The organism is Bacillus sp. AR13-1, from assembly GCF_008042285.1.
GTDB classification, from domain to species: Bacteria; Bacillota; Bacilli; order Bacillales; family Bacillaceae_G; genus Bacillus_A; species Bacillus_A mycoides.
In genome coordinates this window covers 1-24,154 of sequence record NZ_QNUA01000045.1, presented here as the reverse complement: position 1 = coordinate 24,154, position 24,154 = coordinate 1, and the positions used below count along the sequence as shown (strand labels likewise).

Annotated in this window: 18 protein-coding genes and 2 pseudogenes; 2 read left to right on the top strand and 18 right to left on the bottom strand. The window is 32.3% G+C overall.

Translation table 11 applies throughout. From position 1 onward, the window contains the following. Positions 1–78 precede the first annotated feature (78 nt). From hblA to hblC, 3 genes are all read right to left on the bottom strand, one after another. Positions 79–1,212 (bottom strand): hemolysin BL binding component B, encoded by a 1,134-nt coding sequence (hblA, locus tag DN408_RS27290; protein ID WP_078179303.1) that lies wholly within the window; start codon positions 1,210–1,212, stop codon positions 79–81. 31 nt (positions 1,213–1,243) lie between these two features. Next, entirely contained in the window at positions 1,244–2,473 is a 1,230-nt protein-coding gene (gene hblD, locus DN408_RS27285; protein WP_142396323.1) for a hemolysin BL lytic component L1, read from the bottom strand. A 62-nt stretch (positions 2,474–2,535) separates the two neighbouring features. Beyond that, complete coding sequence (hblC, locus tag DN408_RS27280; RefSeq protein ID WP_147740458.1) at positions 2,536–3,855, bottom strand: hemolysin BL lytic component L2; 1,320 nt, start codon at positions 3,853–3,855, stop codon at positions 2,536–2,538. 607 nt (positions 3,856–4,462) lie between these two features. On the opposite strand from hblC, the pseudogene DN408_RS32580 reads away from it, so the two are divergent. Then, a pseudogene (locus DN408_RS32580) lies at positions 4,463–4,549 on the top strand (undecaprenyl-diphosphatase); the annotation flags it as partial. Positions 4,550–4,556: 7 nt separating this feature from the next. Here DN408_RS32580 and bla read toward each other — a convergent pair. Together bla and DN408_RS27270 are read right to left on the bottom strand one after the other, a co-directional pair. After that, positions 4,557–5,483, bottom strand: a complete 927-nt coding sequence (gene bla, locus DN408_RS27275; protein ID WP_175491563.1) for a class A beta-lactamase Bla1 — start codon at positions 5,481–5,483, stop codon at positions 4,557–4,559. A 282-nt stretch (positions 5,484–5,765) separates the two neighbouring features. Then, a complete protein-coding gene (locus DN408_RS27270; protein ID WP_003189299.1) occupies positions 5,766–7,901 on the bottom strand; it encodes a peptidoglycan D,D-transpeptidase FtsI family protein in 2,136 nt (711 codons plus the stop codon). A gap of 410 nt (positions 7,902–8,311) precedes the next feature. On the opposite strand from DN408_RS27270, the gene DN408_RS27265 reads away from it, so the two are divergent. Next, complete coding sequence (locus DN408_RS27265) at positions 8,312–10,072, top strand: peptidoglycan D,D-transpeptidase FtsI family protein (protein ID WP_002127461.1); 1,761 nt, start codon at positions 8,312–8,314, stop codon at positions 10,070–10,072. Positions 10,073–10,083: 11 nt separating this feature from the next. Here the strand turns inward: DN408_RS27265 and DN408_RS27260 are convergent, their stop codons facing one another. The 13 genes and pseudogenes from DN408_RS27260 to DN408_RS27205 form a co-directional block, all read right to left on the bottom strand. Then, on the bottom strand, positions 10,084–10,911 hold the full coding sequence (locus DN408_RS27260) for an SH3 domain-containing protein (RefSeq protein ID WP_002127459.1): 828 nt from the start codon (positions 10,909–10,911) through the stop codon (positions 10,084–10,086). Further along, entirely contained in the window at positions 10,901–11,434 is a 534-nt protein-coding gene (locus DN408_RS27255) for an RNA polymerase sigma factor (protein ID WP_002127457.1), read from the bottom strand. Before DN408_RS27255 ends, DN408_RS27260 begins: the two co-directional genes overlap by 11 nt. 203 nt (positions 11,435–11,637) lie before the next feature. Continuing rightward, complete coding sequence (locus tag DN408_RS27250; protein WP_078179073.1) at positions 11,638–12,318, bottom strand: lipoprotein BA_5634 family protein; 681 nt, start codon at positions 12,316–12,318, stop codon at positions 11,638–11,640. A 35-nt stretch (positions 12,319–12,353) separates the two neighbouring features. Further along, positions 12,354–14,291 (bottom strand): FtsX-like permease family protein, encoded by a 1,938-nt coding sequence (locus DN408_RS27245; RefSeq protein ID WP_078179072.1) that lies wholly within the window; start codon positions 14,289–14,291, stop codon positions 12,354–12,356. Next, positions 14,266–15,036: an ABC transporter ATP-binding protein gene (locus DN408_RS27240; RefSeq protein WP_016126961.1), complete on the bottom strand. Its 771-nt coding sequence runs from the start codon at positions 15,034–15,036 to the stop codon at positions 14,266–14,268. Before DN408_RS27240 ends, DN408_RS27245 begins: the two co-directional genes overlap by 26 nt. A 128-nt stretch (positions 15,037–15,164) precedes the next feature. After that, positions 15,165–16,151: a sensor histidine kinase gene (locus DN408_RS27235; RefSeq protein WP_002017026.1), complete on the bottom strand. Its 987-nt coding sequence runs from the start codon at positions 16,149–16,151 to the stop codon at positions 15,165–15,167. Between the two features lie 2 nt (positions 16,152–16,153). Next, positions 16,154–16,858, bottom strand: coding sequence for a response regulator transcription factor (locus tag DN408_RS27230; RefSeq protein WP_016120219.1), 705 nt, complete (start codon positions 16,856–16,858; stop codon positions 16,154–16,156). Positions 16,859–17,341: 483 nt separating this feature from the next. After that, positions 17,342–19,315: a penicillin-binding transpeptidase domain-containing protein gene (locus DN408_RS27225; RefSeq protein WP_002168360.1), complete on the bottom strand. Its 1,974-nt coding sequence runs from the start codon at positions 19,313–19,315 to the stop codon at positions 17,342–17,344. 451 nt (positions 19,316–19,766) lie between these two features. Further along, positions 19,767–20,360: an SGNH/GDSL hydrolase family protein gene (locus tag DN408_RS27220; RefSeq protein WP_002127450.1), complete on the bottom strand. Its 594-nt coding sequence runs from the start codon at positions 20,358–20,360 to the stop codon at positions 19,767–19,769. Between the two features lie 169 nt (positions 20,361–20,529). Then, positions 20,530–21,561: a VanZ family protein gene (locus DN408_RS27215; protein WP_050001359.1), complete on the bottom strand. Its 1,032-nt coding sequence runs from the start codon at positions 21,559–21,561 to the stop codon at positions 20,530–20,532. A 162-nt stretch (positions 21,562–21,723) separates the two neighbouring features. Further along, positions 21,724–21,855, bottom strand: a pseudogene (locus DN408_RS32235) (Fic family protein); the annotation flags it as partial. A gap of 89 nt (positions 21,856–21,944) precedes the next feature. Further along, positions 21,945–23,054 carry an acyltransferase family protein gene (locus DN408_RS27210; protein WP_002127447.1) on the bottom strand — a complete coding sequence of 370 codons (1,110 nt, stop codon included), beginning with the start codon at positions 23,052–23,054 and terminating at the stop codon, positions 21,945–21,947. A 190-nt stretch (positions 23,055–23,244) separates the two neighbouring features. Beyond that, a complete protein-coding gene (locus tag DN408_RS27205) occupies positions 23,245–23,760 on the bottom strand; it encodes a transglycosylase SLT domain-containing protein (protein WP_016126958.1) in 516 nt (171 codons plus the stop codon). Positions 23,761–24,154: the final 394 nt, after the last annotated feature.

Sequence of the window (24,154 nt, the reverse complement as noted above, 5' to 3'; positions counted from 1 at the left end):
TCCGTCTTTTCAATTTATAAAGAACAAAAAATCATTTTATAACTGTATAAATGCCCTTGCAACAAATACTGTATTCCGCTATTTTTTTGAAGAAACAGGATCCATTTTTAATGTTTTTATCCCTTCTTTTAATGTAAACGCATCCGCTCTCAATGTTTTCCAACTATCTTTCGCTGCATTCAAATTAGGTTTTAGGAATTTGAATTTATTTTGATCCGCTTTTTGGGATGCTTTATCAATATGACTAAGCACTCCCGAATATTGAGAATCTAAATCATGCCATTGTGCAGACAAATAGGTAAGTGCATTAATAGCCGATCCAATCGCATTGTGCATTTCATTAATATTATTATACGCAACACCAACTACACGATTTAATGTTACTTTATAATCTATAGTCTGACGTAATTGTGCTAACAACGGCTCTAACGTACCTAAATTATTTCTTGCTACCCCTATCATTACACCACCAGCAATCCACGTAGGAATTGAGGGAATTGATACAGTTATTATTCCATCTGATTCTACTTGTTTAAAATGTCTTACTTGCTCTAAAACTTCATTTAGGCGCTTTTCATCTTCATCAATTCCAGATGCTTGGTTTTTCAGAATCGAATGCAAAATATCTTTATGACCTGCAAATGCTCGGACATCTTCTCCAATACTATCTCTTAACTTAGCTAGTTCTTGTATTAAATTCTGGGTATATGCTTGATTTTGTTTAATCTCACCTTGTAAATCTGTCATGCCTTCTTTTAATGTGTCTGCATCCCCTTCATTAATCGCTTCTACTAATGTGTCATAATAATTGTCGAATTTAGTATCATACTCTACAATCCCCGTCAGTGTATCTAAAAGTTGTTTTTTTATGTGTGAATCCCATTTCGTAGCATGCTCTCTTGCATTCTTTTGATCTTGTAGAATTTGACTAGGTAGATTTGTATATCCTTTAATGTCAATGCCTTCAAAGTTAACATCTGGGTTTTTAATTAACAAATAAGAGTAATCATTCATGGATTTTGCAAATACCCCAGCATCTTGCAAAGCTTTTTTCATCTTTTCGCTGTTTACAGAAAGAGATATATCTTCGGTACTAGTTTGTTCCATTTTACTTTCACTTGCGAAGGCTGCCACTGGAGAAACTACAGTAGTTGTTGTCAGAGTTAAAAACGTCGATACAGCAAGTAGTTTATAAGGAAAGTTTTTATTCATTTTAATTCCTCCTATACATATATATTGATTTTTAATTTGTTTTTTCTTGTTTAAAAGCAATGTCTTTTGAAATGAATTCTGCATCCTTATGAATATCATTCCAACTTTGTTTTGCAGCCTTTAAATCATCAGGTATTAAAGAAAGTTTATGTTCTTGCATTTGGTCGATATTATCATATAGATCTTTATAATTCGCTCCCATCGTATTCCATTGTTGCTGAATACTTGTTAGAGACATAATTGCTTGATCAACTGTTTGATACAAATATGTTAAAGTGTCTTTTGTATTAGTAAGTGAAATAACTGCTTGGTTAGCTAAATCAGCTTTCATACTTAATTCTCCAATTTTATTCGAAATTTCATTATAGGAGTTCATATGATTAGATGCCTCAACACCAGCTGCTGTTCCTAAACCGATACCAGCTGCCCCTAGAGCTGTTAGACCACCAACAACAGCTGGTGTCGCTGTGCCACCGGTCACAACAATTACTACCGCTCCTGCAATCGTTCCAATAACTAAAATAGCTGCTCCTAATCCACCACCAATTGACCAGGCTAATACATTATCAAAATGTGCTTTCTGCGTAGAACGTAAATTCTCAATTTCGGCCTGAAGTTGTGGGAATAGTGCTTGTTTTCCCGCTAATATAGCCGTTAATCCCCCTTGTCCATCTGGACCTCCAACATTATTTTTAAAATCTACAGTATTTGTATACAACTTTGTTTTGAAAGCTTCTAACATCTTAATAACTTCCGTAACTTCATTTGAATTTGTATGAATTGTACCGATTAAATCCCCTATTCCTTCTTTGAGGCCCGCCTTATCTTTCTTTTTTACAGTATCTACTAGTGTGTCGTAATAATTTTGAAATTGTTCATCATAATTTACAATATTACGTGCTGTCTTTTGAATGTTTGGCTTCGCTGTATCTAGCCAGTAATTTGCATTGATTCGTGACAGTTCCTGATTCAGGTGAATGTTTTTGATTAATTCTCCCCCTCCTGAACCTAAATCAATGTTGGATAAATTTACATTCGGTTGCTTAATCATTGTTTTTGCGTACAAATCCATTACAAGAATATGAGAGCCTGTTTCAGCCAACACTTTCTTTAACCCTTCAGGTCCTAACGCATAATTTTCTATTTTCTGTTCTTGTGCTGTCTGTTCTTGTGCAAGTGCGTGAATAGTACTACCATTCGTAGCAGTTATAACCGTTGCTAAAGTGGCCAAAGTTATGACCTTAAATGGAAATTTCATTATTTGATTCTCCTCCTTATTTTCAATTGAGTTATTATCTTTTTATTAAACCTAAATTCTTAATATTAAAATTTATAAACTTGTTCTTCGAGTTGATTTGTTACATTTTTTAGTCGTCTTAATGTATCTTTTTGAGACTGAATGTTACTAGTATCAACTTCAGTCAATAATTTTGTAATACTATTATTTATTAGATTCAAATCCTCTTTATAACGTTTCATTAGCTCAATTTCTCCATCTACTTGATTAGCAAATGTATGCAAATCATTTTGCATGAAAAGAATCATTGATTTTTGTAAATCTGCTACTGTTAATTTAGTTGTTAAGTCATATAATTTCTGATTTTGTTTCTCTAAATCATTTAAATATACTCTTTGCTCTGCTGTTAGTTTATTAATTTCGGCAAAGGTACTATATGTTTTTTTAATTTTTTCAGGATCAATCACTTTCATAAGATCATACTCTTTCGTTTTTGTAACTGCAGCTGCAGCAATTTCACCTTTTTTACTTTTCTCTATCGCTTCACGTGCTTCTTTTTTGGCAGCTTCAATTTCTATAGCTGATTTTCCCTTTTCTGTTGCTTCCTGCTCTGCTTTCTTCTCTGCTTCTACAATAGTATTATTTATTTCTTTTCCTTTGTTATACGCTACTACCGCTGTTTGAGCAGCCGGTTCAATGATATCTTTTGATAGGCTATAAATCTCTTGGAATACCTTTAGCCCTTGTTCATTTAAAGCTCCTGGTAATAATGCTATTTGCTCTAAATCATTTTGAATTGATTTTTTTGTATTTAGCATTTCATTTTTTAACTTGTCTATTTTTCCTGTTCCCTCTGAACTAAGTACACTCTGTGCTTTTACCACATCTGTATCAAGATTTTTCAGTTTCTTATCTACCTGTAGTTTAAGATCTGTTAACTCATTAATCTGACGTTGCACGTTTTCTTTGTTTGTTATAGTCATATCTTGAAGAACTTCCAGTCTATCTATAAACCCTTCTTTATCTTCCTTATTATCTACAAATCCTTTTAATGTTGGATAATAGCTATTAAATTTGGTTGCAAATCCTTTACTTTTTGAATTTAGTAGAATTAATTTTGGATATAGTTCTGATGACCACTCTTTCATATCTTGTTTAATTAGAAATTGAGTTGTATTTAAAGATGGAACTTCTTCAAGTTGCACATTCGGACTTGCTAAGGCTCCATCTATAAAGGTTTGTGTTAATTTGGAGTGTGCACCTATTTTTCGTAATGCTGAGGAAATATCTATATTATCTTGTTTCGTTTCTGCCTGAACGATTGGCATTGCGAGAGTATTGATAGGAATAGTCGCTCCAGTAACGATTGATGTTATTAAAAATCCTGTCATAATTTTATTCTTCATTCCGTACACCTCTTCACTATTGTTTTTTACAGTTTTAATCGTAAATTTTGTACAACCTAACGTTAGGATTTCATCACACACACTTGAGGATAGAAATTTTTTCGATAGAGTAATCGTATCTCGTTTTTTATTTATTTTTGATAGAATATAAGGATCTTACTTCCCCCTCATTTTAAACACTATGTTTTTCATAAGTAAACCTGAAAATCACATTGATTAAATTTAATTTTTCAGATATTTATTATTCGAATTTAAAAATATTATATTTAAAAAAGTTAAATACAAATTTCATTTCATAAAGTGAAATAATTATACTATGATAATTAAACATAAAAATTCTTTGATTCCCTTAAATCTATATTAATCCCTTACTTAAAAATGATTTCAATATAATTTAATAGTGATTAACACATATGTGTCTTTTATATGGATATGTAAAATTACATATCCATATAGGAGTATCTAGCTTAACTACTCCAAAATATTATTATCGTATACATAATAATCATATTGCTACGAACACCACAGGAGAAAATTTCCCTCATGCACTTTAGGGGATAAATTGTCCATGAAATAATAATTTTCGCTTATATACTTACTATTCATTATAGGAATACAAAAAAGCGATTCTTTTCACAGTAAAAAGAATCGCTTTCTAGGTTCCTATTTTCAATTACATTACATAAAGAATTGAGAAATTATCATTTAAGAGCCTTAACTATAACTTCAGCTGCATCTGCAATTAATTTATTATCATAGGTAGCTTCTTTCTCATCTTTACTAGATAAGATTGCAATGATAATAGGTGCCCTGTTCGGTGGCCAAACGATAGCAATATCATTTCGTGTCCCATAACTTCCAGCTCCTGATTTATCTCCAACTACCCAGTCAGTTGGTACGCCTGCACGAATAAGTTTGTCTCCTGTAGCATTTCCTTTCATCCACTCTGTAAGAATTTTACGTTTATCAGCTGGAAGTGCATTTCCGACCGTAAAAGCCTTAAGATTGGTAGCAATGGCTTTCGCTGTACTAGTGTCACGAATGTCTCCTGGAGTAGCTTCGTTTAACTCTGGCTCAAAGCGATCAGCCATAGTAACCCGATCACCCATCTGTCTAAGTGCTTTTTCATATCCTTTAGGTCCGCCTATTTTATTAAATAAAATATTCCCGGCGGTATTATCACTGGAACGAACAGCCGCCTCTGCAATTTCCCCAAGTTTCATGCCTGTATCTACATGTTTCTCTGTAACGGGTGAATATTCCACCAAGTCGTCTTTCGTATAAGTGATAACTTCATTTAATTTCTCAGTTGAGTTTTGCTGTAGCAATACTCCTGCCGCTAATGCCTTGTAGGTTGATGCAAAGGCAAATCTTTCGTTAGGTCGATAAGCAATTGTTCGATTTGTACCAGTATCAATAGCATATACACCTAATCGAGCATCAAATTTTTTCTCAAGTTGAGAGAATTCTTTATACGTCGCATGATTTTTATGTTTAACTGGTCCGGTCTTTTCTTTCGCTTCAACTTGCAATGCCCCTCCTGTAAAAGCTTCTAGGCTTGTAAGACTTAAACCTAATATACCAACACATAAACCTATTTTTAACATCCTCTTGTTTTTCAAAATCATCATTCCTTTCAAATTTTCAATACTGAAAACAAGTAGTAAATTCAATACACTGTATCCTATTTGAAAACCTGTTTTTATACGTACACATAATAGACCATCTAAGAAACAAGTTTGTTCCATAAATTTAAAACCTTTTTAACTAGTAGCCAAGATATTAACAAAAGTAAGAGATAGCAACTATGATAGCCGCTATCTCTTATTTCAAATCTTCCTTTTTCTTTAACTTATAAAGGCTTTTATATAAACAGGGTCTCTTCCCCTGAGAAAAGTGCACAAATTTTACTATCTTTGATTCGAACTATCTGTACTAGCAGCTTCACCATGTATACGTTGCTTTTTTAAATCAAAGTATACATCTAAAATTTCCTTTCCAATTATAGAATTAATTCCATTTTTATCATCATGAAGCCATGGGACTACTACAGAAAATGCTACTTCTGGATTATCATATGGAGCATATCCAACTAATGTTAAGTTGTAACATTCCATACGTTCTCCTTTTGCATTTCTACCAATTGGATCATCTCCACCATATACAGTTTGAGCTGTCCCTGTCTTTCCTGCTGGTTTATATGGCGCATTTTTGAAATACTTCACGCCAGTTCCATCACCTTCTTGGAATACCCATCTAAAACCTTCTTTTATCCGATCAATATGTTCTTTCTTCATATCAACTCGATTTAATACGACAGGCTCTATAGAGCGTATAACTTTACCGACCTCTTCTTCTTTTATTGATTGCTCTCGTATTTCTTGTACAATTTGGGGTTGCATTCTATATCCACCATTTGCAATAGTTGAAATATATTGTGCCAATTGCAATGGCGTATACGTATCATACTGACCGATAGAAAAATCTAGTAAAAACCCAGGTTGACTATCTACTTTTCTCGTTTGCCCAATTATTTCATTCGGTAAATCAATACCTGTTGGTACCCCTAAACCAAATTGTTTAAAATAATAACGCATTTTATCAAATGCTTCTTGTTTAATATCCAATGAACCATTCGGTACGTAATTAACTCCCGCAATTTTTAAAGCTGTCTGGAACATGTATACATTCGAAGATACTTGTAAAGCTCGTAAATCATTAATATTACCAAATCCGGATACATTCCATGATTTCTTGGCTTGTGTACCTTTAAATTTCATAGGTGCATCATAAAATTGATCTCCTGGCTGTATTGCCCCTGTCTCATATCCAGTTAATAACGTTGCGCCTTTTACAGCTGACCCTAGCTCATACGAAGTTGTCATGTTACCTAATGCCAAATCCTCAATCTCTATTTTCCCTTCTTTTTCTACAATCTTTTTGCCTGCCATAGATAAAATCTGTCCGTTATTTGGATTTGTCATGACGACAAACGCTCGGTCCAACAGTGGCTCTGAACTCTTAAAAGCTCTCAAATTTTTCTCTATACTTTCTTCCACTTTCTTTTGTAATTCCATATCAATCGTTAATGTTAAACTATTACCACTTTTTCCTTTAGAGATTATTTCTGTGTTTATAATGTTTCCTGATTTATCAGTAATGTTTTTCACTTCTTCTTTTGTGCCGTGTAATACATCTTCATATCGTTGTTCAATATAACTTTTTCCTACACGATCATTACGGTTATATCCACGTACCAAATAAGAATCTAAGTTTTCTTTCGGTAATCCTTCTTCACTACTTGTAATATTACCTAACACGGAACGAAATAAATTACCATTTACATAATTACGTTCCCAATCAACTGTTGTATCTACTCCTGGAAACTCCGCAAGTTTTTCACTTATCCGCGCATATTCTTGATCTGTCACATCTTTTTTTATAATTTGTGGTGTCAGTTGATAACCTGAACTCATTTTACTTTTAATAGCTAACACCTTTAAATCTTGTGCTGTTAATTCTGCCAATTCTACTTCTGTAACGCGACTTCGTCTTAAGTCTTGAATTTTTTTGTCTAGTTCTTTTCCCTCTATTCCCTTTTCTTTAAAATTTCCTATGTCTTTTTTAGTAATCTTTGATTCCGCACGTTTCGTATTCAATTGCATCCAAAAATCTTTTTTATCGATATCGGTTAATTTATTTATATCTTGCTCAGGCATTTCAAGTACCTTCGCCAAGTCTTTTGCTGTTTTTAAAATATCTTCACTCGTAATCCCCTTCACCCTTGTATACGTAATTGTGCGAAGAGATTTATTATTAACGACCGTTTTCCCTTCTCGATCTAGAATCTGTCCACGTGGAACTGGTATACTAGTTGTTTCATTTTGACTGTTTTCCACTTGGTTCTTATAAGCCTCTCCCTCAACGATTTGTACTTTTCCTAGCTGCATAATAATAGCTGAGAATAGTACAAATATGCAAAGGAACATTATATTCAATCGAATAGATATATATGTCTTCTGTTTCTTTACTTTTTGTTCTTTCATAAATCCTCCATATAATTCTTCAGGAAATCCTCACTAATACTTAGTAAATAAATATACTAAAAGCGTTCCCTATATATTAGAAACCACTATTCAGTTATAATAGTGTCTTATCTTTTTTGTTAAATCCTTGTAGGCATCCATTCCTTTTGGTTTAGCCGTGTAATTGATAAATCTCCCTTCCTGTTTTTTTCTCTATTTTTTTGTCGCCTGCATTAGAAATGCTAAACTGTATAATGACTCATATTAAACTTACACATAGACTTACTATTAACATGTACTTTTTTTCATACTGATTGTTCCTTTCTTCATGCTGTAATACTTAATAGACAATCTAAATCATAAAGTTGTTCCACATTTACAAAAAAAATAATTAACTATAAGATGGAATAGGCTACATAAGGGAGGGTTATATGTTACATACGAAAAGATGGAGATTTTTTGCGGTTCTTTCTATTGTAAGTGTGATTTTACTAATTTTATTAAAAATCAACTTCATTTCAATTACTATCGCAACTTCTTCAGCTGAAAGAGGAAAAATTCTTGATCAAAATGGTGTAATACTAGCTACAAATAAGAAAGTTAAGTCTCTATATTGCACTTCTAATGATGAAAAACTATCGAATAAAGATACATCAAACACATTAGCTTTTTTCAATCAATTTTCAAACGAGTTTCAACATGACATTTCTACAGAGGACATAAAATCTCAATTACAACAATCCTGTAATAAGCAGACTATGAATGAAATATCCTTATACTCTGATATAAGTGAAAATGAAATTTCATTCATAAACAAGAATAAACCTAAAAATGTAGTGATCAAAGACGAATTCATTCGATATTATCCAAAGAACGAAATTGCTTCACAAGTAATTGGGTATGTAGAAAATGACCTTAATTCTAAAAATGTACCTGTTGGTAAAAGTGGGATTGAGTTTCAATATGAAAATGATTTAAAAGGAAAACCCGGAAAAACTCTGATTTTTAAAATGAATAATAAAAAGTTCTTATGGAACATTCAAAAAGTACAAAAAGGAAAAGATGTCCGGCTAGCTTTAGACTCTAAATTGCAGCAAAAAACAGAGGAAGCACTAAGATCTCAAATTAAGAAAGTACCTGATGCTAATGCTGGTTATGCAGTAGTAACCGATGTAAAAACTGGCGCAATATTAACTATGGCCAATTCGGCAGTTTTTGATCCAAATATATTAAATACACATGTATCATCTAAAAAAGAAAACATTAAATCCCTTTCGCAAAATAAAGCAATTCAAAAATTAAAATATGGTGAATCTTATGTAAATATGGCCTCTACTATAAAGCCACTTACTATTTTAATCGGATTAAACGAAAAGCTTTTTCAACCTGAGGATACATATTTGGATAATGGTAGTTTTCAGTATGATAATCAAAATAACATCACCAATGCTCCTGGAACACCAACAGGTGAAATTACACCGAGTCAAGCTATCATTAATTCATCAAATACATTTATGACAGCAAAAGTAGCTCTCCCCTTATTCAACCGAAATAATGGGAATATAGAAAAAGTAGCAAATATATGGACAGATTATTTAAAGCAATTTGGCCTCCGCTCTAAAACTGGTATTGATTTACCCTTTGAAGAAGACGGAGAATATGAATTTCATCCATCTAATAAGTTTGAAAATGGAATCTCTGCTTTATTAAATGCATCTTGGGGAGGAAATGAAGTACACACCCCTCTACAACTTGCTCAATATGCAGCAACTTTGGCAAGTAAAGGTGATAAATATAAACCTCAAATCGTAAGTGCTATTATTGGTCAAGACGATAAGGAAACAAAAAAGTTTAAACCACTCTTAGAAAGTTCAAATCGTTATCCTATGAAATTTTGGAGTGTCGTGCAAGGTGGGATGAGTCAAAATATAGAGGAGATTAAAAACTTGCCCTTTCATGTCGCGGGTAAAACAGGGATAACTGGCTCTCCGAACGAGCAAGAAAGAATGATAAATCATTCTCTTTTCATTGCATATGCTCCTACCGAAGATCCAAAAATTGCTATTTCTGTCGTTATTCCTGGTAGTAATTCGGAAAAAAATATTGCTGCTCTCGTTACATCAGAAATTTTAGAGTGCTGGAATTCACTTCAAAAAGAGGATAAAGATAAAGAGGAAGGTTCATTAAAGTGAACCTTCCTCTTTTACCATATAGAATCTATATTCGTTATTTCCCATATACCTTCATCATTCTTTTCAAATATGAAAGAATATTTAATATCAGTTAAAACATACTCTTTTTGTACATATCCAGTATAACCGTTAATTGTCGATACTTTTATAAATCCATCATTCTGTACTTTTTCTGGAATCAAAGCTTTTACCATTTCATTAGATACTTCATATAAAACTTGTGATTCTCGTTTTGGTTCAGCTAAAATTTTCGTTTTATTTCCAGTAACAGTTGCATATATAAAATGCGATTGCTTTGGTTGGTTACTTTCTGTCAATCCACTTGGTACTTTGTATGCTTTCTTTGTATCATTTGCAAATTCTCCCCCCATTGTAAGAGCGACTTGCAACTCATGAAAAATATCCTCATCAAACTTCAATTCATCCTTCTGATAACTTTTCCCTTTAAATAGAACTTCATCATTTAACGCTCTATACAGGTCATTTTCATTTTTTGAATTTGTACTTCGATATAACTCATTCATAAATTGTTTTAATGATGGATCTTGAGCAGACTCATCTTTTGTTTTAGGCTTAATTTGAGTACTACTTTGTACCGGTGATTTATTATCATCAAGCCAAGGTTGTTGAACAATAAAAAATAACATTGTACAAACCAAAACAACTACAATAGGCAATGCTTTTTTACGAAATGGTCTCTTGTATGGTACAGAGTCTACTTCACTATTTTGGTATATCGATTGCTTTATTTTATAAATAAATGCTTCTTCATCTTTACGACGCTCCATTGGTCCATTTTTTAATTTGCTATACCAGTCAGGATTTTTTTTACTGTTCATCACTTCTACCCTCCCCTATTAATTTTGAAACTTTACTTCTTGCTCTGCTTAACCTAGATTTGACTGTTCCAATGGATACACCTAATGTTTCAGCCATTTCTTCATAAGATAATTCATATTTCGCGTCCAATATTAGTATTTCGCGGTGTTTTTTAGGTAGTTTTAATACAACATCCCACACATCATTCATTTCCTCTTGATTAAAAAATTCTTGTTCTGCCGATGGAGATTGCTTATCGTCACTAAAAAATCCCACTAAAGATATCCTTTTAAAATAAGAGGATTTCAAATAGTTTATTGCCGTATTTCTTGTAATTTTTAATATCCACGTTTTAATAGATGACTCCTTTCGAAACGAATTCCAATGTTTAAAAACCTTAATAAATACATCTTGTGTGATGTCATCTGATAAGTGTGGATCTTTCGTAATAATAAATGAATAATTCCATACATCTTGCCAATAGTCTTTTATAACATAGTCAAGCTCATCATGATTACATTTTTCAATAAACTTCTGTTCCATTTCCACACCTCAAACTTATTTGAATAAACATAAAGCTGCCCTCACTTTTAATATGGTTTCAATATATAGACATGATACAAGTTTCATTTGTTCCATTGTTTATCTTTTTTTTCGACAGATGATATTTCTAAAAAAATGTAATAAAAAAGACCAGGATAAATTCTTAAAATCATCCTGGTTTTTCTGTATTAAATATATTTTCATTATTTTTTTATAATAGAAACCGCATCTAATACATCCACTTGACTCCCCATAGTTTTAGTGAGTTTTTTCCATTCAGTTTCTGCTTGTACAGCCGTAACATCATCTGTGTTATATGGTCTATCTTCACCATACGATTTATTGAAATGAAGGATTTCCATTGATGTTTCATTTACAGGGATTTGATTGAAAGTAGTATTGTCAACAATTACAATCAAATCCTCATAATCTGAATTACGATAGTGACCAAACCAAGTATCGCTAGCATACTGGACTTCTATTTTCTTTTCATTAATTGTTAATTCCTTAATTTTTTTATTTTTCTTACTAGCCAATAATACAGCATTACCTTTTGGAGCTGAAGGTAATGACTTTATTGGATCTGAACTCCATACTTCATTATCATTATCTGATTCTCTCAACACACCTATCTCAACCATTTTCTCTGCAGTTTTTCGTTCCATAATTAATAGTTGTTTACCGCCAGTTTCTGCTTTTTTCACTTTATATAAAGTGTTGGTCTTAATTTCACTTTTATGTTGACTTACTATTTCTTTTAATGATTGTTCTTCCCCAATCAATAAAGCGGCATTCCTTGGTTCTTCTTTCTTTCCAAAAGAACAAGCCCCTAACATAGAAATTGATACAACTCCTGCCATACACACTTTCATTACTTTTTTCATTTCTTTTTCTCCTCTTTGCTTGTTTTATCAATACGTTACATGATTTTTTTATATAACCGTTGTAAATAACGCCAACGGACAGTGAAAAAGTACACACTTTGAATGGATATAAAGGCTAGTATAATTAAAATGGACATCTTTAAAACAGAGAAGTCAATTAGCTGTTGCAAGGCTATAAAAGCGACACCACTATGAATAATCGCTATAATTAAAGGCAAGAAGAACATTAACGTAAGCTGACGCGTTACGATTTTCTTTAGCTCTCTTCTACTTAGACCGACCTTCGCAATCATTTCATATTGTTGTTGTTCCCTTTCTAAATCTGCATATAGTCGGAAATATAAAAGACTGGCTGCGAACGTAAAGAATACGATCCCTACTAATACACTGACAATAAGTAAAATACCGTTCTCTTGTTTCGAAAAAATCCATTCAGAATACAATGCTTTAAAATAATGATGTGCTTGCACCGAATTATTATTACCCATTGTTGCTTCTAATTTTTTTGTAACCACTCTTGATTTCTCCCAATTTTCCACTACAAATCCATATTGACTTTTCATTACGTAAGAATCATCTTCTGTCTTTCTATTCGGGATTGTATCGTACAAAGAATCCGAAACAACAATAATAGCTCCAATTGTATTTGGGAGAACTATATACGGGACTGCCTTCTTGACCCCAAGGGACATCTCTAAGTTTTCCTGTACTACATCTATTTTCTCGGGTATATCTTTTCCTCTTGCATACTTTTCTTTTTGCGAAATTATTGAGGGTACTATAATCGCTTCTTGATCATTATCTATCTTTTCCATTTCATACCCGAAGATTTTTGCAAACTTGTTATACTCTGATACTTTGATTAGCACTAAATTATTTTCCGTGAATTTAGGATTCGTAACCGCTACCTGATAAGAAAAATTTGAACGAGTGAGTTGTTTTTTTATTTCTGTAATGTGCTCTCCTTCTTGGGGATTCTCGCCTAACGAGGTATAGGTAAATGCAAATGGATTGATCATCTCCGTTAATCCCTTATTTCCCATTGCTAAACATGTACCAATTCCTGTGAAAGCCACAGCGGAAACAATCGCTAGCATAAAGAACATAGTTGCATTATCCTTCATACGATAAGCCAATTCAGATATAGTAAGTAGGTTCGTTTTATTAAAAAATACAGTGTCTTTTTTCTTTAAGACACGTATTACATACACGCTCAACTGTGAAAATAGAAAATATGTCCCTATCACTACAAAAACTACTCCTCCAAGTAAGTAAGGCATAATGAAGTTTCTTTCTAGTACGAAATAGAACACACATCCATACCCTAACCCAATTAATAATACGGAAAGGAATGCTAATGCTTTTGATGCCTTTGGCTCTGGTTTTGGCTTTTCCTCTGATTTCATCAAATCAATTAACTTGTTTGCTTTTACCATTTTAGAAGTAAACAACGAAATGACTAGAAACAGAATCAAAAATGCGCCAATTGTCGTAAAGACAGCTTTTATAGGAACGTAAAAAGGAAGACCCTTATCAATCGCTAATATATTTTCACTTGCCAATAAATTGAGCTTTGAAAATATCAAACCAATTAAGATACCAAATGTAATTGAAGCGACTCCAATTAACATATTTTCTAAAAAAATTAATTTATTTAACTGCGCCGGTGTCATACCATGCATGATTAAAATTCCAAATTCTTTTTTTCTTGTTTTTAAAAAAGAACTCACCGAATATAAAAGAAAGAAGAATGAAAATACAAAAATGAGATATTGAGAGATTTGCATCCCCATTGTTCCTAAAAGGCTCATTGTTTTACTTGTGGAGGCTAATTCTCCTTGTAAATCAGGATGAAAAAGTAAGAGTGAATATGTGAAAAAAACCATAACTGAAAATGAGCTACTTAGAAAGTGTGCAGCATAAGTCCGCTTACTTCGAATGATATTATTAAAAGCGAATCTTTGAAAAGTCATGCTTACGACCTCCTAGTAATGCAAGTACATCTATAATTTTTTGATAAAACAATTGTTGGTTTTCTCCGTTATAAATTTCGTTATATAATTTTCCATCTTTAATAAATACAACGCGATCACAAAAACTTGCAGCCACTGGATCGTGCGTAACAAGCATCATTGTTGCATCTTGTTCTTTATTTAATCGTTTTAATAACTCCATTACATCATTAGCCGCTTTTGAATCTAAGTTTCCCGTCGGTTCATCTGCTAGTAATAATTTAGGTTTATGAATTAGAGCACGTGCAATTGCTGTTCTTTGTGCTTGTCCGCCTGATATTTCATATGTTCGTTTATTTAATATATCTTGAATGCCTAATTTTTCTGCAATACCTTCTACACGCTGATTCATATCCTCAACTTTAGTACCATCTAACGTCAGAGGAAGAACAATATTTTCTTTTACAGTTAATGTTGTAAGAAGATTGAATGCTTGAAACACAAAACCTAATTCACGTCTTCGAAATAATGCCAGTTCATTTTGAGATAATTGATATGGATTTTCTCCATTAATCAATATTTCTCCTGATGTGGGAGAATCAATAGTAGAAACCATGTTCAACAAAGTAGTTTTTCCACTTCCTGATGGTCCCATTATTCCTACAAACTCCCCTTTTTTCACACTCAAATTAATGTCGGCGAGCGCTTCATAAGATACCTTTCCTGTATAGATTTTACTCAGTTCACAGACCTTTAATATTTCCATATCGTTTTGCTCCTTTTTATCTTTTAATAACCTAAGTTTATCTAAGCGTCCCTTCTTCTCATATCGATTAACCTTTCATATATCTAACAGGTCTGTAATATTTCTGAAAAATCAAACTAAACACCGTTCTAACGATTTGCATAAGGGAAAATAATACAGATTGTTGTTCCTTTTCCTACTTCCGACTTTATTTCAATATCATGTTCCAATCTTTTTATAATATTTTTCACAAGATATAATCCCATCCCAGTAGATTCCTTAAATTTCCGACCGTTTATTCCCGTATAAAATGGGCGGAATACTCTCGGGAGGTCTTCTTTTGGAATTCCCACACCATGATCGTGTATTTCAAGGATTACTGAGCGCTCTTCTTCTAATGTAGTAATAGTAACGTTTTTTCTACTTCCTGCTGAATACTTAATGGCATTGGATATCACTTGATGAATAACAAACCGAAGCCACTTTCTATCGGTTTCTACCATAATAGTTTGTTTTACTTTTACTTCTGGATAAACATAGCTACGGATAAACAGACGTTTATTTTCACGGATTACTTCTTGAACGATTTCCTGTAACGAAACTCTTTCCACATAAAAATCTTGCTCAAACGTTTGTAATCGCGCCATATATAAGACCATTTCTAATCCGTACTGCATTTGATCTACTTCTTCCACAATACTTTCAAAAACCTCCCCATTCTCTTCTTGTGTGATCAGTTCAATAACTGATAGAGGCGTTTTCATCTGATGCACCCATTGATTAATAAATGTAAGGTGCTCTTTTTGTTTATATTCCCAAGTCTTTAACTGTTGATGATATTGACTGTATTGTGTCTTTAACACACGCTGAAGTGCTACTGATAATGGAGTGGAATCGAGTTCTTCTAAGGAGTCCTCTAATGTTTCAGAAGGGTTGGATAATTTGTTATAAAATCTACGATGGCTAAAGTAGCGATAAAGTAAAAACGCAATTAAAAAGCATCCTCCTAAAAACACACTATATAACGCAGTAGATAAGTGGTTATATCCATCCAGCCAATAAACAGTTAGAACGACAAATAGCTGAATGATTGAGAAACAGATGAAAGGGATATGTTCACGTAAAAATAAATTCATTATTATACCTCATCATTCTTCCAAGTTATTTTCAAACGATATCCAGCACCACGAACTGTTTCTAATGCATTTTTTATTCCGATTTCCTCTAATTTTTTTCGGACACGTGTAACATTTACACTTAACGTATTATCATCTACATACGTATAGTCATCCCAAAGTTTTTCTAAGATTTTCTCTCGACTAACAATACTAGGAGATTGTCGTAAGAGAGTTTCTAGTAAAGCAGTTTCTTTTTTTGACAGTATACACATGCTATCATTTAGCTTTAATTCCATTTTTTCTGGATAAAGTATTAAACCGGATTGCTGAACAACTCTTTCTTCCGCTTTCGGTGCGTATTCTCCGTAAATTCTTCGAAGATGACTTCGGATTTTTGCCATTACAACTTCATAATGAAACGGTTTAGTGATATAATCGTCTGCACCATGTTCAAGTGCCATAACTTGCTCCATCTCTCCACTACGTGCTGATATAAATATAATGGGACAAGTAGAGACCGTTCTAATTTGTCGGCACCAGTAGAAACCATCAAAACTCGGTAAATTTACATCTAATAAAACTAAATCAGGTTGAATTTTTTCAAAGTTAGCCAAAATATTTTCAAAATCCTCTGTAATATTCCCTTCATACCCGTACTTATTAATATGGGATTGAAGTAGTTTAGAAATTTTTTGGTCATCTTCTACAATCATAATTTTATACATATATTAAGCTCCTTTTATTTATCTTTTCCGACAAAAGACTCCCTTCTCAGTGTCCGTAGGAATCTCCCTCTTCAAACATGCCGCAAGGTCGTTAAGTGGGACTAGTTAAAGTATATGTTTATTATCTGTAAGAATATAAAATATACTTTTATCTTTTAGTATAAAGAAATTCCCCTCTTACTTATATTGAATAACCTTACTTCAAACTAACAGCTTTGTAATATTTCTGAAAATAAAGTTAAGTATAATAGCTCTAATTTTTTAAATTTCAATTATCTAATTTAACATTTTAAAATTTGTTGTTTTATAATTTTCAAATAAAAAATAATCATATTTAATTGTGTAAAAAACACGTAATTAAATACGATTATTAAAATCATAAAATCTGCGTTTAGACATAAATTAACCGATTCCTAATATAATCTTGAATCGGTAAGGTTTGTATATTTACTAAAGGAGTAAATTTCACCTTCTAATTAAGTATTATTTCTGAAAAACATGTTTTATTTTTTCACCTGGAACGTTGCTCCCGCCTCTTCCTTTTACATCTTCAATCATCATGGTAACAATCATGTTTGGCGCGCTTGCATCGAAAGCTGCAAACCAACCAAGTTCTTTACCCTCTGCTTCTTTCGATTCTTTCAGTTCTGCTGTACCTGTCTTACCAGCGAGAGTTACACCATCAACTTTAGCAGTTCTCCCAGCACCATCAGGATCATTAATAACCTTTATTAACGCACTTTTTAATATCTCTTGATTCTTGGTAGAAATCACATTTTCTTTCCAATTTCCCGCTGCTTTTGTTTTTTTTATAAGATGCGGTGACGGAATGTTACCCTCATTGACAATCGGTGCATAAGTCAATGCTAAATGAAGAGGTGTCATTAATACTTGTCCTTGTCCGTACCCCGTGTCTGCTAGTTGAATATCATTTTTTATCCCATCTTTTGCAATGATTGAAATAGGGAATTCGTATTCAATTGGTAATTTTTCATGAAATCCGTATTTCTTAAATTCATTTACATACTGATCTTTTCCTATTTTCAAAGCTTGTTGAGCAAAATAAATATTATCAGAGTACTTCATTGCCTTATCAAAATCAACTGGACTAGCATCCTTCACACGTGTTACATAATAATTTCCCCAAGATGAATCTTTTGTCCACTTTAATCCTTGAATTTTAAATTCTTCCTTAGGATTTATTGTGTTTGTTTCCAAACCAATTGCACCTGTTATCGTTTTAAATACGGAACCTGGTACAAATGCTTGTGTGAAGCGATTCATCATTGGCAGTTTCGAGTCATTATTCCATGCTTCCCGTTGAGCTTTTGATGCTCCTCTAACTATTGTATTTGGATTATAAGCAGGGCTACTTACAAGTGCGATTGTTTCACCCGTTTTAGGATTGACCGCTGCACTAGATCCTGCTTCATTTTTCATCTCATTAAAGATTTTTTCTTGAATTGCAGCATCAATAGTTAACGTAACATTTTCCCCTTTTTTTGCTTCTTGTTTTGCTACGTTTTTAATCTCTTTCCCGTTCTCATCTTCCATAAATACGCGTCCACCCTTTTCACCACGCAATTTATTCTCTAATACTTTCTCTAAACCTGTCTTACCCACTAAATCATCTGCTTGATAACCTTTTTTTTGAAGCGATTTTAACTCCTCTGCATTTACCTTTCCTATATATCCCGTTAAGTGTGCCGCTGCTTCTCCTAATGGATACGTACGAATATTTACTGGGCGAGATGAAACTCCTTCTAATTCAATATAATCATTCTGTCTGGTTCCCTCTTTTAAAATACCAATTGGTACAAGGGAATCTGGTTTTATCCATTTCGCTGCGAGCTTTTGATTGATCTCTTCTATAGACATATCAAGTAATTGTGCTACTATTTCTTTCGTTTGCGCTGCCGTTTCACCTAGTTTCTCTGGAATAATTCCAACTTCAGTCGCTTTACCATTCGTTGCAAGCCCTTTTCCATTTCGATCATATATTTCTCCGCGTTTTCCTTGCTCTGTTTGCATACGTACTTTGTAATCTTTTTTCATACCTGGGAAAATGAAGTCTGGTGTCCAATCTATTTTCCAAGATTCCTTATCTTTATCTTTCACGAGTTTTGCTTCATGGATGAATGAAACTGTTCCTCCATCCGTATCCATATTAACTTCAAAAAGAAAAAGTTCTTTATCTTTAGTATTCTCTCCTTTCGTTTTAATTTTTAAATTCTTAACTCCAATACCCTCATAAATTTTTTGATATTTCTCTGTGAACTCCTTTTTAGAAATCGTTTTTTTTGCATGTTCTGATAAATAATCATACATATTTGTAAATTTTTTATCATTCCATAAATTGATATATTCTTCAAATGCTTGTTTTGGCGGCTCATCTTTATTGCATCCTACCAACATAACTCCAAAACAAAAGAAAAGCAGCATCCATATTTTTTTCAATTCAATCTTCTCCCTTAATTAAAAATGATTATTCCTTTCTAAATATGTTAAATAAAAAATGTTTTAACGCTTAATAGACAGTGTAAGTAATGAAATAGTTCCACATTTACAAAAAAATTAAATTTATGGTTAAGCTGCATTCAAAAAGGGAAGATTTTAAGATTCTTACAAACGACGAATATATTTAGCGAACGTTATCATTATTAGTGTTGTTTTAACAATTCATTTAAAATACCTTTTAGTTCATTTTCGCCAATTTCATCTTTTTTCTTTATAGATTATTGATACAAAAAAAGAATCCTTATACTAAGGATTCTGCAACAGAAAATAACAAAAATATAAACAATAAAAAGAATTACTTAAAGTATAATTTATAGGCACTCTATATCCTTCTTTTTCGCACCAAAAACCCCTGTACAGCATGCGACAGGAGTTTAGGTCATTCTACAGCTTATTTAAAAGAGTCATGTACAGGCAAACTACTAAAAATCAATTCAGCAACTTTTACATATCCTTTTGAGTTTGGATGAATTAAATCCGTAGACCAAAGCGTATTGTCATTAACTAAATGATGATTCCAAAAGTCAACATGATGAAGCTTATACTCTCTACTCAGTGAAAGTATAACTTCATTTGCCTCTAATAATTGTTCTTTTAATACTTGTTTTTTTTCAGAAGGAAATGGAAGCCTAACAGTAAAATCTGGAAGGTTTGCTATAATAATATCAGCACCTGCTTTACTTAATGTATCTATCATAAATTCCATATCGTTCTTATATGCATGATGATTCCAACGTCCTTTTAAAACATCGTTTGCACCTGCAATTAGACTAACCAAATCTGGATTAAAAGTTAATGCCTGTTCCAATTGCTGTGAGCGAATTTCTTTAGTTACTAACCCACGTTTTGCAAAATTAGCATATTTTAAATCATCTACACACAGTTGAACAAAATGATCTACCCAGCTTTTTAATGCTATTCCCTCAACTTCATCCCCTATCCCCTCTGTAAAACTATCACCAATCGCTACAAATCGCTTCCACATATATAGTCCCCCTTTTTTGTTATTCATATCTACACTATACAATAGCCCACAGCGTAATTGTTCTTCTTAAATGTTTTTCAATTTCAATTAAATTCCATAGGAGATTTTTCAAATGAGCAAGACAACTCGATTAAACTATTTCACATGAACAAAAACATGAAAATCTACGTTATCTTCTCGCAGAAATAGGTTGAGACCAACTATCTTTCCCATTATCATTTAAGTGTACTTGAAAAACATATATAGGTTGAGAAAAGCCTTTTGTATCAGCGTAGTAATCTATATTATAATCTGTAATGACTAATGTATCACCTGCTTTGAAAGATATTATAGGATCAAAGTCTCCTTGTTTTAGTTTTTGAAATACTTCTTTGGGAGACAGAATTTCGACATCTCGAATATGTGATTTTTTTGTAACTGGCTCATTGTCATTAGGCATTTTTGTAATTTCCTCTTTGTAAACAGGCATTTTATTACCTTCGTCTTTTAACTCTATTGATGTTTTTATAGTGACATCAGTCATGTCTGTTTTTGTAATGGGATCTAAAGGCATATTCCCAAATTCCTTCATTTGATACGAAATCATTATTCCAAGTGCAACAAAACTTACTGTAATCGGAAGAAATAAATATTTGGTCATTTGTGTATCTGTTTCTTTTTTCTTCAACAATATAAGAACTATATTTAACATAGAATATCCTAGCATCATTCCTAAAGTATTATGAAGTAAATCGGCTAGTTCCATACTTCCACGTTGCATTATAAATTCAAGGATTTCAAGCAATAAACTTGCTATAATTGAGCTGATTAACATCCATTTTGTTTTTTGAAAAACATTACTAAATAAAGGTAATAAAATTCCTAACGGAAAAAGCATACCTATATTCACAATGATATGGAAAAAAGAAGAAAATGAAAAGGTATTCCATGCTTTTTTATAAACACTAAGTACATCAAAGTCAATTGTTCTTGCGAAAGTTATATCATCTGGACGACCAAATGAAGTAGCTGATAATACAAGGGAATAATATCCTATTATCAATATAAACAATATGACTTGTTGTACGGTAAATTCCCCCCCTCCTTTACATACCTTTTTGTATACTACAAAGTAGCTAAAAACAAAAATGAGTAGTAACAAGAATGTGAGTTGTATTGTAGGAATTGCAAAGGTAACAAGTAGTTCGGAAATAAAATTCATTTTACACCTCTGTTTTTACGAATAAAATATTCAATAGTTTTATATAACATTTTAGATATAGATAGCGATGTGTTGTTACCCCTAATAATTATTAATACAGAATTAAACCTGTATACATTGAGCATTTCTTCCTCTTGAAACTAGCTTTATTTGACCAAGCAGCTACAAGGAAACTAGCTTTTTACTAATTGTACTTTCGGCTATGTCTGGAAAAACGTTACGAAGATTCTCTTTAGTAAGAGGATTTTTGGAGTTAAGTATAAAATTAAAAATTTGTTCAATTTTAGTATATTTATATAGAATCCGTAATTGACCGATTCCTAATATACTTAGGAATCGGTCATATTCGTATATTTACTAAAGAAATAAAATTCCTTCAAGCATTACACTTTTTTTCGAAAATTTGTTGTTCTTTGTTTTGCCCAGTTGATACATTTCTTTTCAATTAAATGATACGAAACTATAGAAAAAAGTATTGTCATTGAAATACACAAAGCAAGAAGGAAAAAGATAGGTATCTTTGTATACAAAAGTTTAAATAGTACCATCATGATTGGAAAATGACACAAATAGATACTGTATGAAATTTCTCCTAAGTATACAAATACACTCTTATTTAAAAATGCTTTCACTTTTAGGTTACTCATGGCCATTATTATAAATATACTAACACCAATTACGACACCCCAATCTTTTAATAAGAAAGTAGTATCATTACGGGAAAAACCATAAATTAAAATGGAATATAAATATAGAATAATCCCTAATGCAATAAGAAATCCTTTATTAAATTTTTTCATATTCCTATATAAGTAGATAAGCTTTTCCTGATGCTTAAAAAGTAACATTCCAACCATAAACATCGATGTGAAATGCAGTGTATCGGCATAACCATTATAAAATCCCTCTGCTTTCCCTATATGCAACATATTAAGGAAAACACTAATTAAAGAAAAGCTCAAAGCAAATAGTATCGTTTTCTTCCAACTCAGTTTATAAAAAAGAAGGAATAACAACGGAAACACAATAGATATACGCATTTCTTGAGCCAATGACCAGATAACTGGATTATAATTTTCCGTAAAAAAGTTATTAAGAAGCACAAAATGGTTTATAATATCTATTTTTGTTATAGACCCTTGCCACCTATCATAGAACCAATCCCGTAGTCCAGCCACTTCATACGGCGAGAACAAAATAAATAAAGCAAAGGTAATGATTATCCAAAAATAATAAGGAATATAGATTCGTACAAATCGCTTAATTAAATATCCCCAATAATTTGTTTTTGAATGATAAAGTGCCATAGATAACACAAAACCACTGAGTACATAAAAAACGATTACAGCTTCCCCGCCAGCCCATAAAAACCTAAGCGGAGAAAATTTAATAGAATTAGGCAACGATGGTAGCATTAAACAAAAATGTCCAAATACCACTGTCAGTGCCGCTAACCCTCGTATGGAATCTAATTCTTTTATTCTCTTACTCATAAAATGTTCTCCTTATAAATTGTAGATTTTGCTGTTAATAAAGGCCACTATACTATTGTAGTGGGAGAATTATACATATTGTTTCTTTAAATTCCTAATATAAGCAGTACAAAGTCAATCTATGTATCTGTTTTAGGAAACTTTCGTATTTAGGCGTAAGTTATATAATAATAGAAAGAAAAAAGAAATTTCATTCTATAAAATCGTATTGTCGTTTAGAAAACATTTTAAAACTGTTTTCTAACCCCTCGTTATAGTCTGTCTGCTTATTTGTCCATTGAACACCCTTATTCCCAGGCCACCCTGAGGTATTAGCAACATGTTTTAATAGCTCTGGTCCTTTTAAATTTTGCTGTAAACCACGGTTATATGCATTTTTCATATTAGATATTGCAATTCGAGTATTAGTTTCTATATTTTTCAAATCTTCGTTCGTTAAATCTTTAGGTGCTAGTCCACCTCGATGGAGCTGAAACAGTCCAAATGATGTGCCCTGATCTCCGACTGCATTTTGATCAAACTTACTTTCATGGAATGCAATAGATAAAGGAATCCATGGTGGTATACCATGCTCTATTGATATTTGTTGAATCGTGTCTCTTACTTTAACTCGGTTAGTATGATGGTCATATGCGTATTTTGTAAGATATAGCCCTCCTGTTAAAACTAAAATAAATACTCCACTTTTTATTAATGGCCCTCTCATCGACGTCACCTCACTTGTCAGTATCAAAGATTGTCACTAGTAATCCTATCTTTTTGGGATATTAACTCGTAATCATGTATCATTTTGTTATTCTTTGTTTCATTAATTACCGATTTTCAGGTGAAATTATTAGTGGGTTCCCTCCATATAACATTCGCTTTTATCACTTTCGGTACAATTTACTTTTGTATGGGAGAGCGTTTTCTCTGTATGGTACCGTACTTTTTTCTCGAATACCTTGCTTTTTTATTCGATTGAAATTAAAGAATAACTATATACATAGGGATACACGCTATAAAGAGATACTTAAATTTCTTTAAAAAATTCATTTTCTGGCCTCCATTTCTTTATATAAATAATTTAAAACAAAATATTTAATAGAAAGAAAAGATTT

Excerpts from the sequence above, each read along its gene's own strand:
- hblC (WP_147740458.1), bottom strand. The coding sequence starts at position 3,855 with ATGAAGAATAAAATTATGACAGGATTTTTAATAACATCAATCGTTACT.
- DN408_RS27255 (WP_002127457.1), bottom strand. The coding sequence starts at position 11,434 with ATGGAACAGAAGTTTATTGAAAAATGTAATCATGATGAGCTTGACTAT.
- DN408_RS27270 (WP_003189299.1), bottom strand. The coding sequence starts at position 7,901 with ATGAAAGAACAAAAAGTAAAGAAACAGAAGACATATATATCTATTCGA.
- DN408_RS27245 (WP_078179072.1), bottom strand. The coding sequence starts at position 14,291 with ATGACTTTTCAAAGATTCGCTTTTAATAATATCATTCGAAGTAAGCGG.
- DN408_RS27240 (WP_016126961.1), bottom strand. The coding sequence starts at position 15,036 with ATGGAAATATTAAAGGTCTGTGAACTGAGTAAAATCTATACAGGAAAG.
- DN408_RS27250 (WP_078179073.1), bottom strand. The coding sequence starts at position 12,318 with ATGAAAAAAGTAATGAAAGTGTGTATGGCAGGAGTTGTATCAATTTCT.
- DN408_RS27265 (WP_002127461.1), top strand. The coding sequence starts at position 8,312 with ATGTTACATACGAAAAGATGGAGATTTTTTGCGGTTCTTTCTATTGTA.
- DN408_RS27215 (WP_050001359.1), bottom strand. The coding sequence starts at position 21,561 with ATGAATTTTATTTCCGAACTACTTGTTACCTTTGCAATTCCTACAATA.
- DN408_RS27235 (WP_002017026.1), bottom strand. The coding sequence starts at position 16,151 with ATGAATTTATTTTTACGTGAACATATCCCTTTCATCTGTTTCTCAATC.
- DN408_RS27210 (WP_002127447.1), bottom strand. The coding sequence starts at position 23,054 with ATGAGTAAGAGAATAAAAGAATTAGATTCCATACGAGGGTTAGCGGCA.
- DN408_RS27230 (WP_016120219.1), bottom strand. The coding sequence starts at position 16,858 with ATGTATAAAATTATGATTGTAGAAGATGACCAAAAAATTTCTAAACTA.
- bla (WP_175491563.1), bottom strand. The coding sequence starts at position 5,483 with ATGATTTTGAAAAACAAGAGGATGTTAAAAATAGGTTTATGTGTTGGT.
- hblA (WP_078179303.1), bottom strand. The coding sequence starts at position 1,212 with ATGAATAAAAACTTTCCTTATAAACTACTTGCTGTATCGACGTTTTTA.
- DN408_RS27260 (WP_002127459.1), bottom strand. The coding sequence starts at position 10,911 with ATGAACAGTAAAAAAAATCCTGACTGGTATAGCAAATTAAAAAATGGA.
- DN408_RS27205 (WP_016126958.1), bottom strand. The coding sequence starts at position 23,760 with ATGAGAGGGCCATTAATAAAAAGTGGAGTATTTATTTTAGTTTTAACA.
- DN408_RS27220 (WP_002127450.1), bottom strand. The coding sequence starts at position 20,360 with ATGTGGAAGCGATTTGTAGCGATTGGTGATAGTTTTACAGAGGGGATA.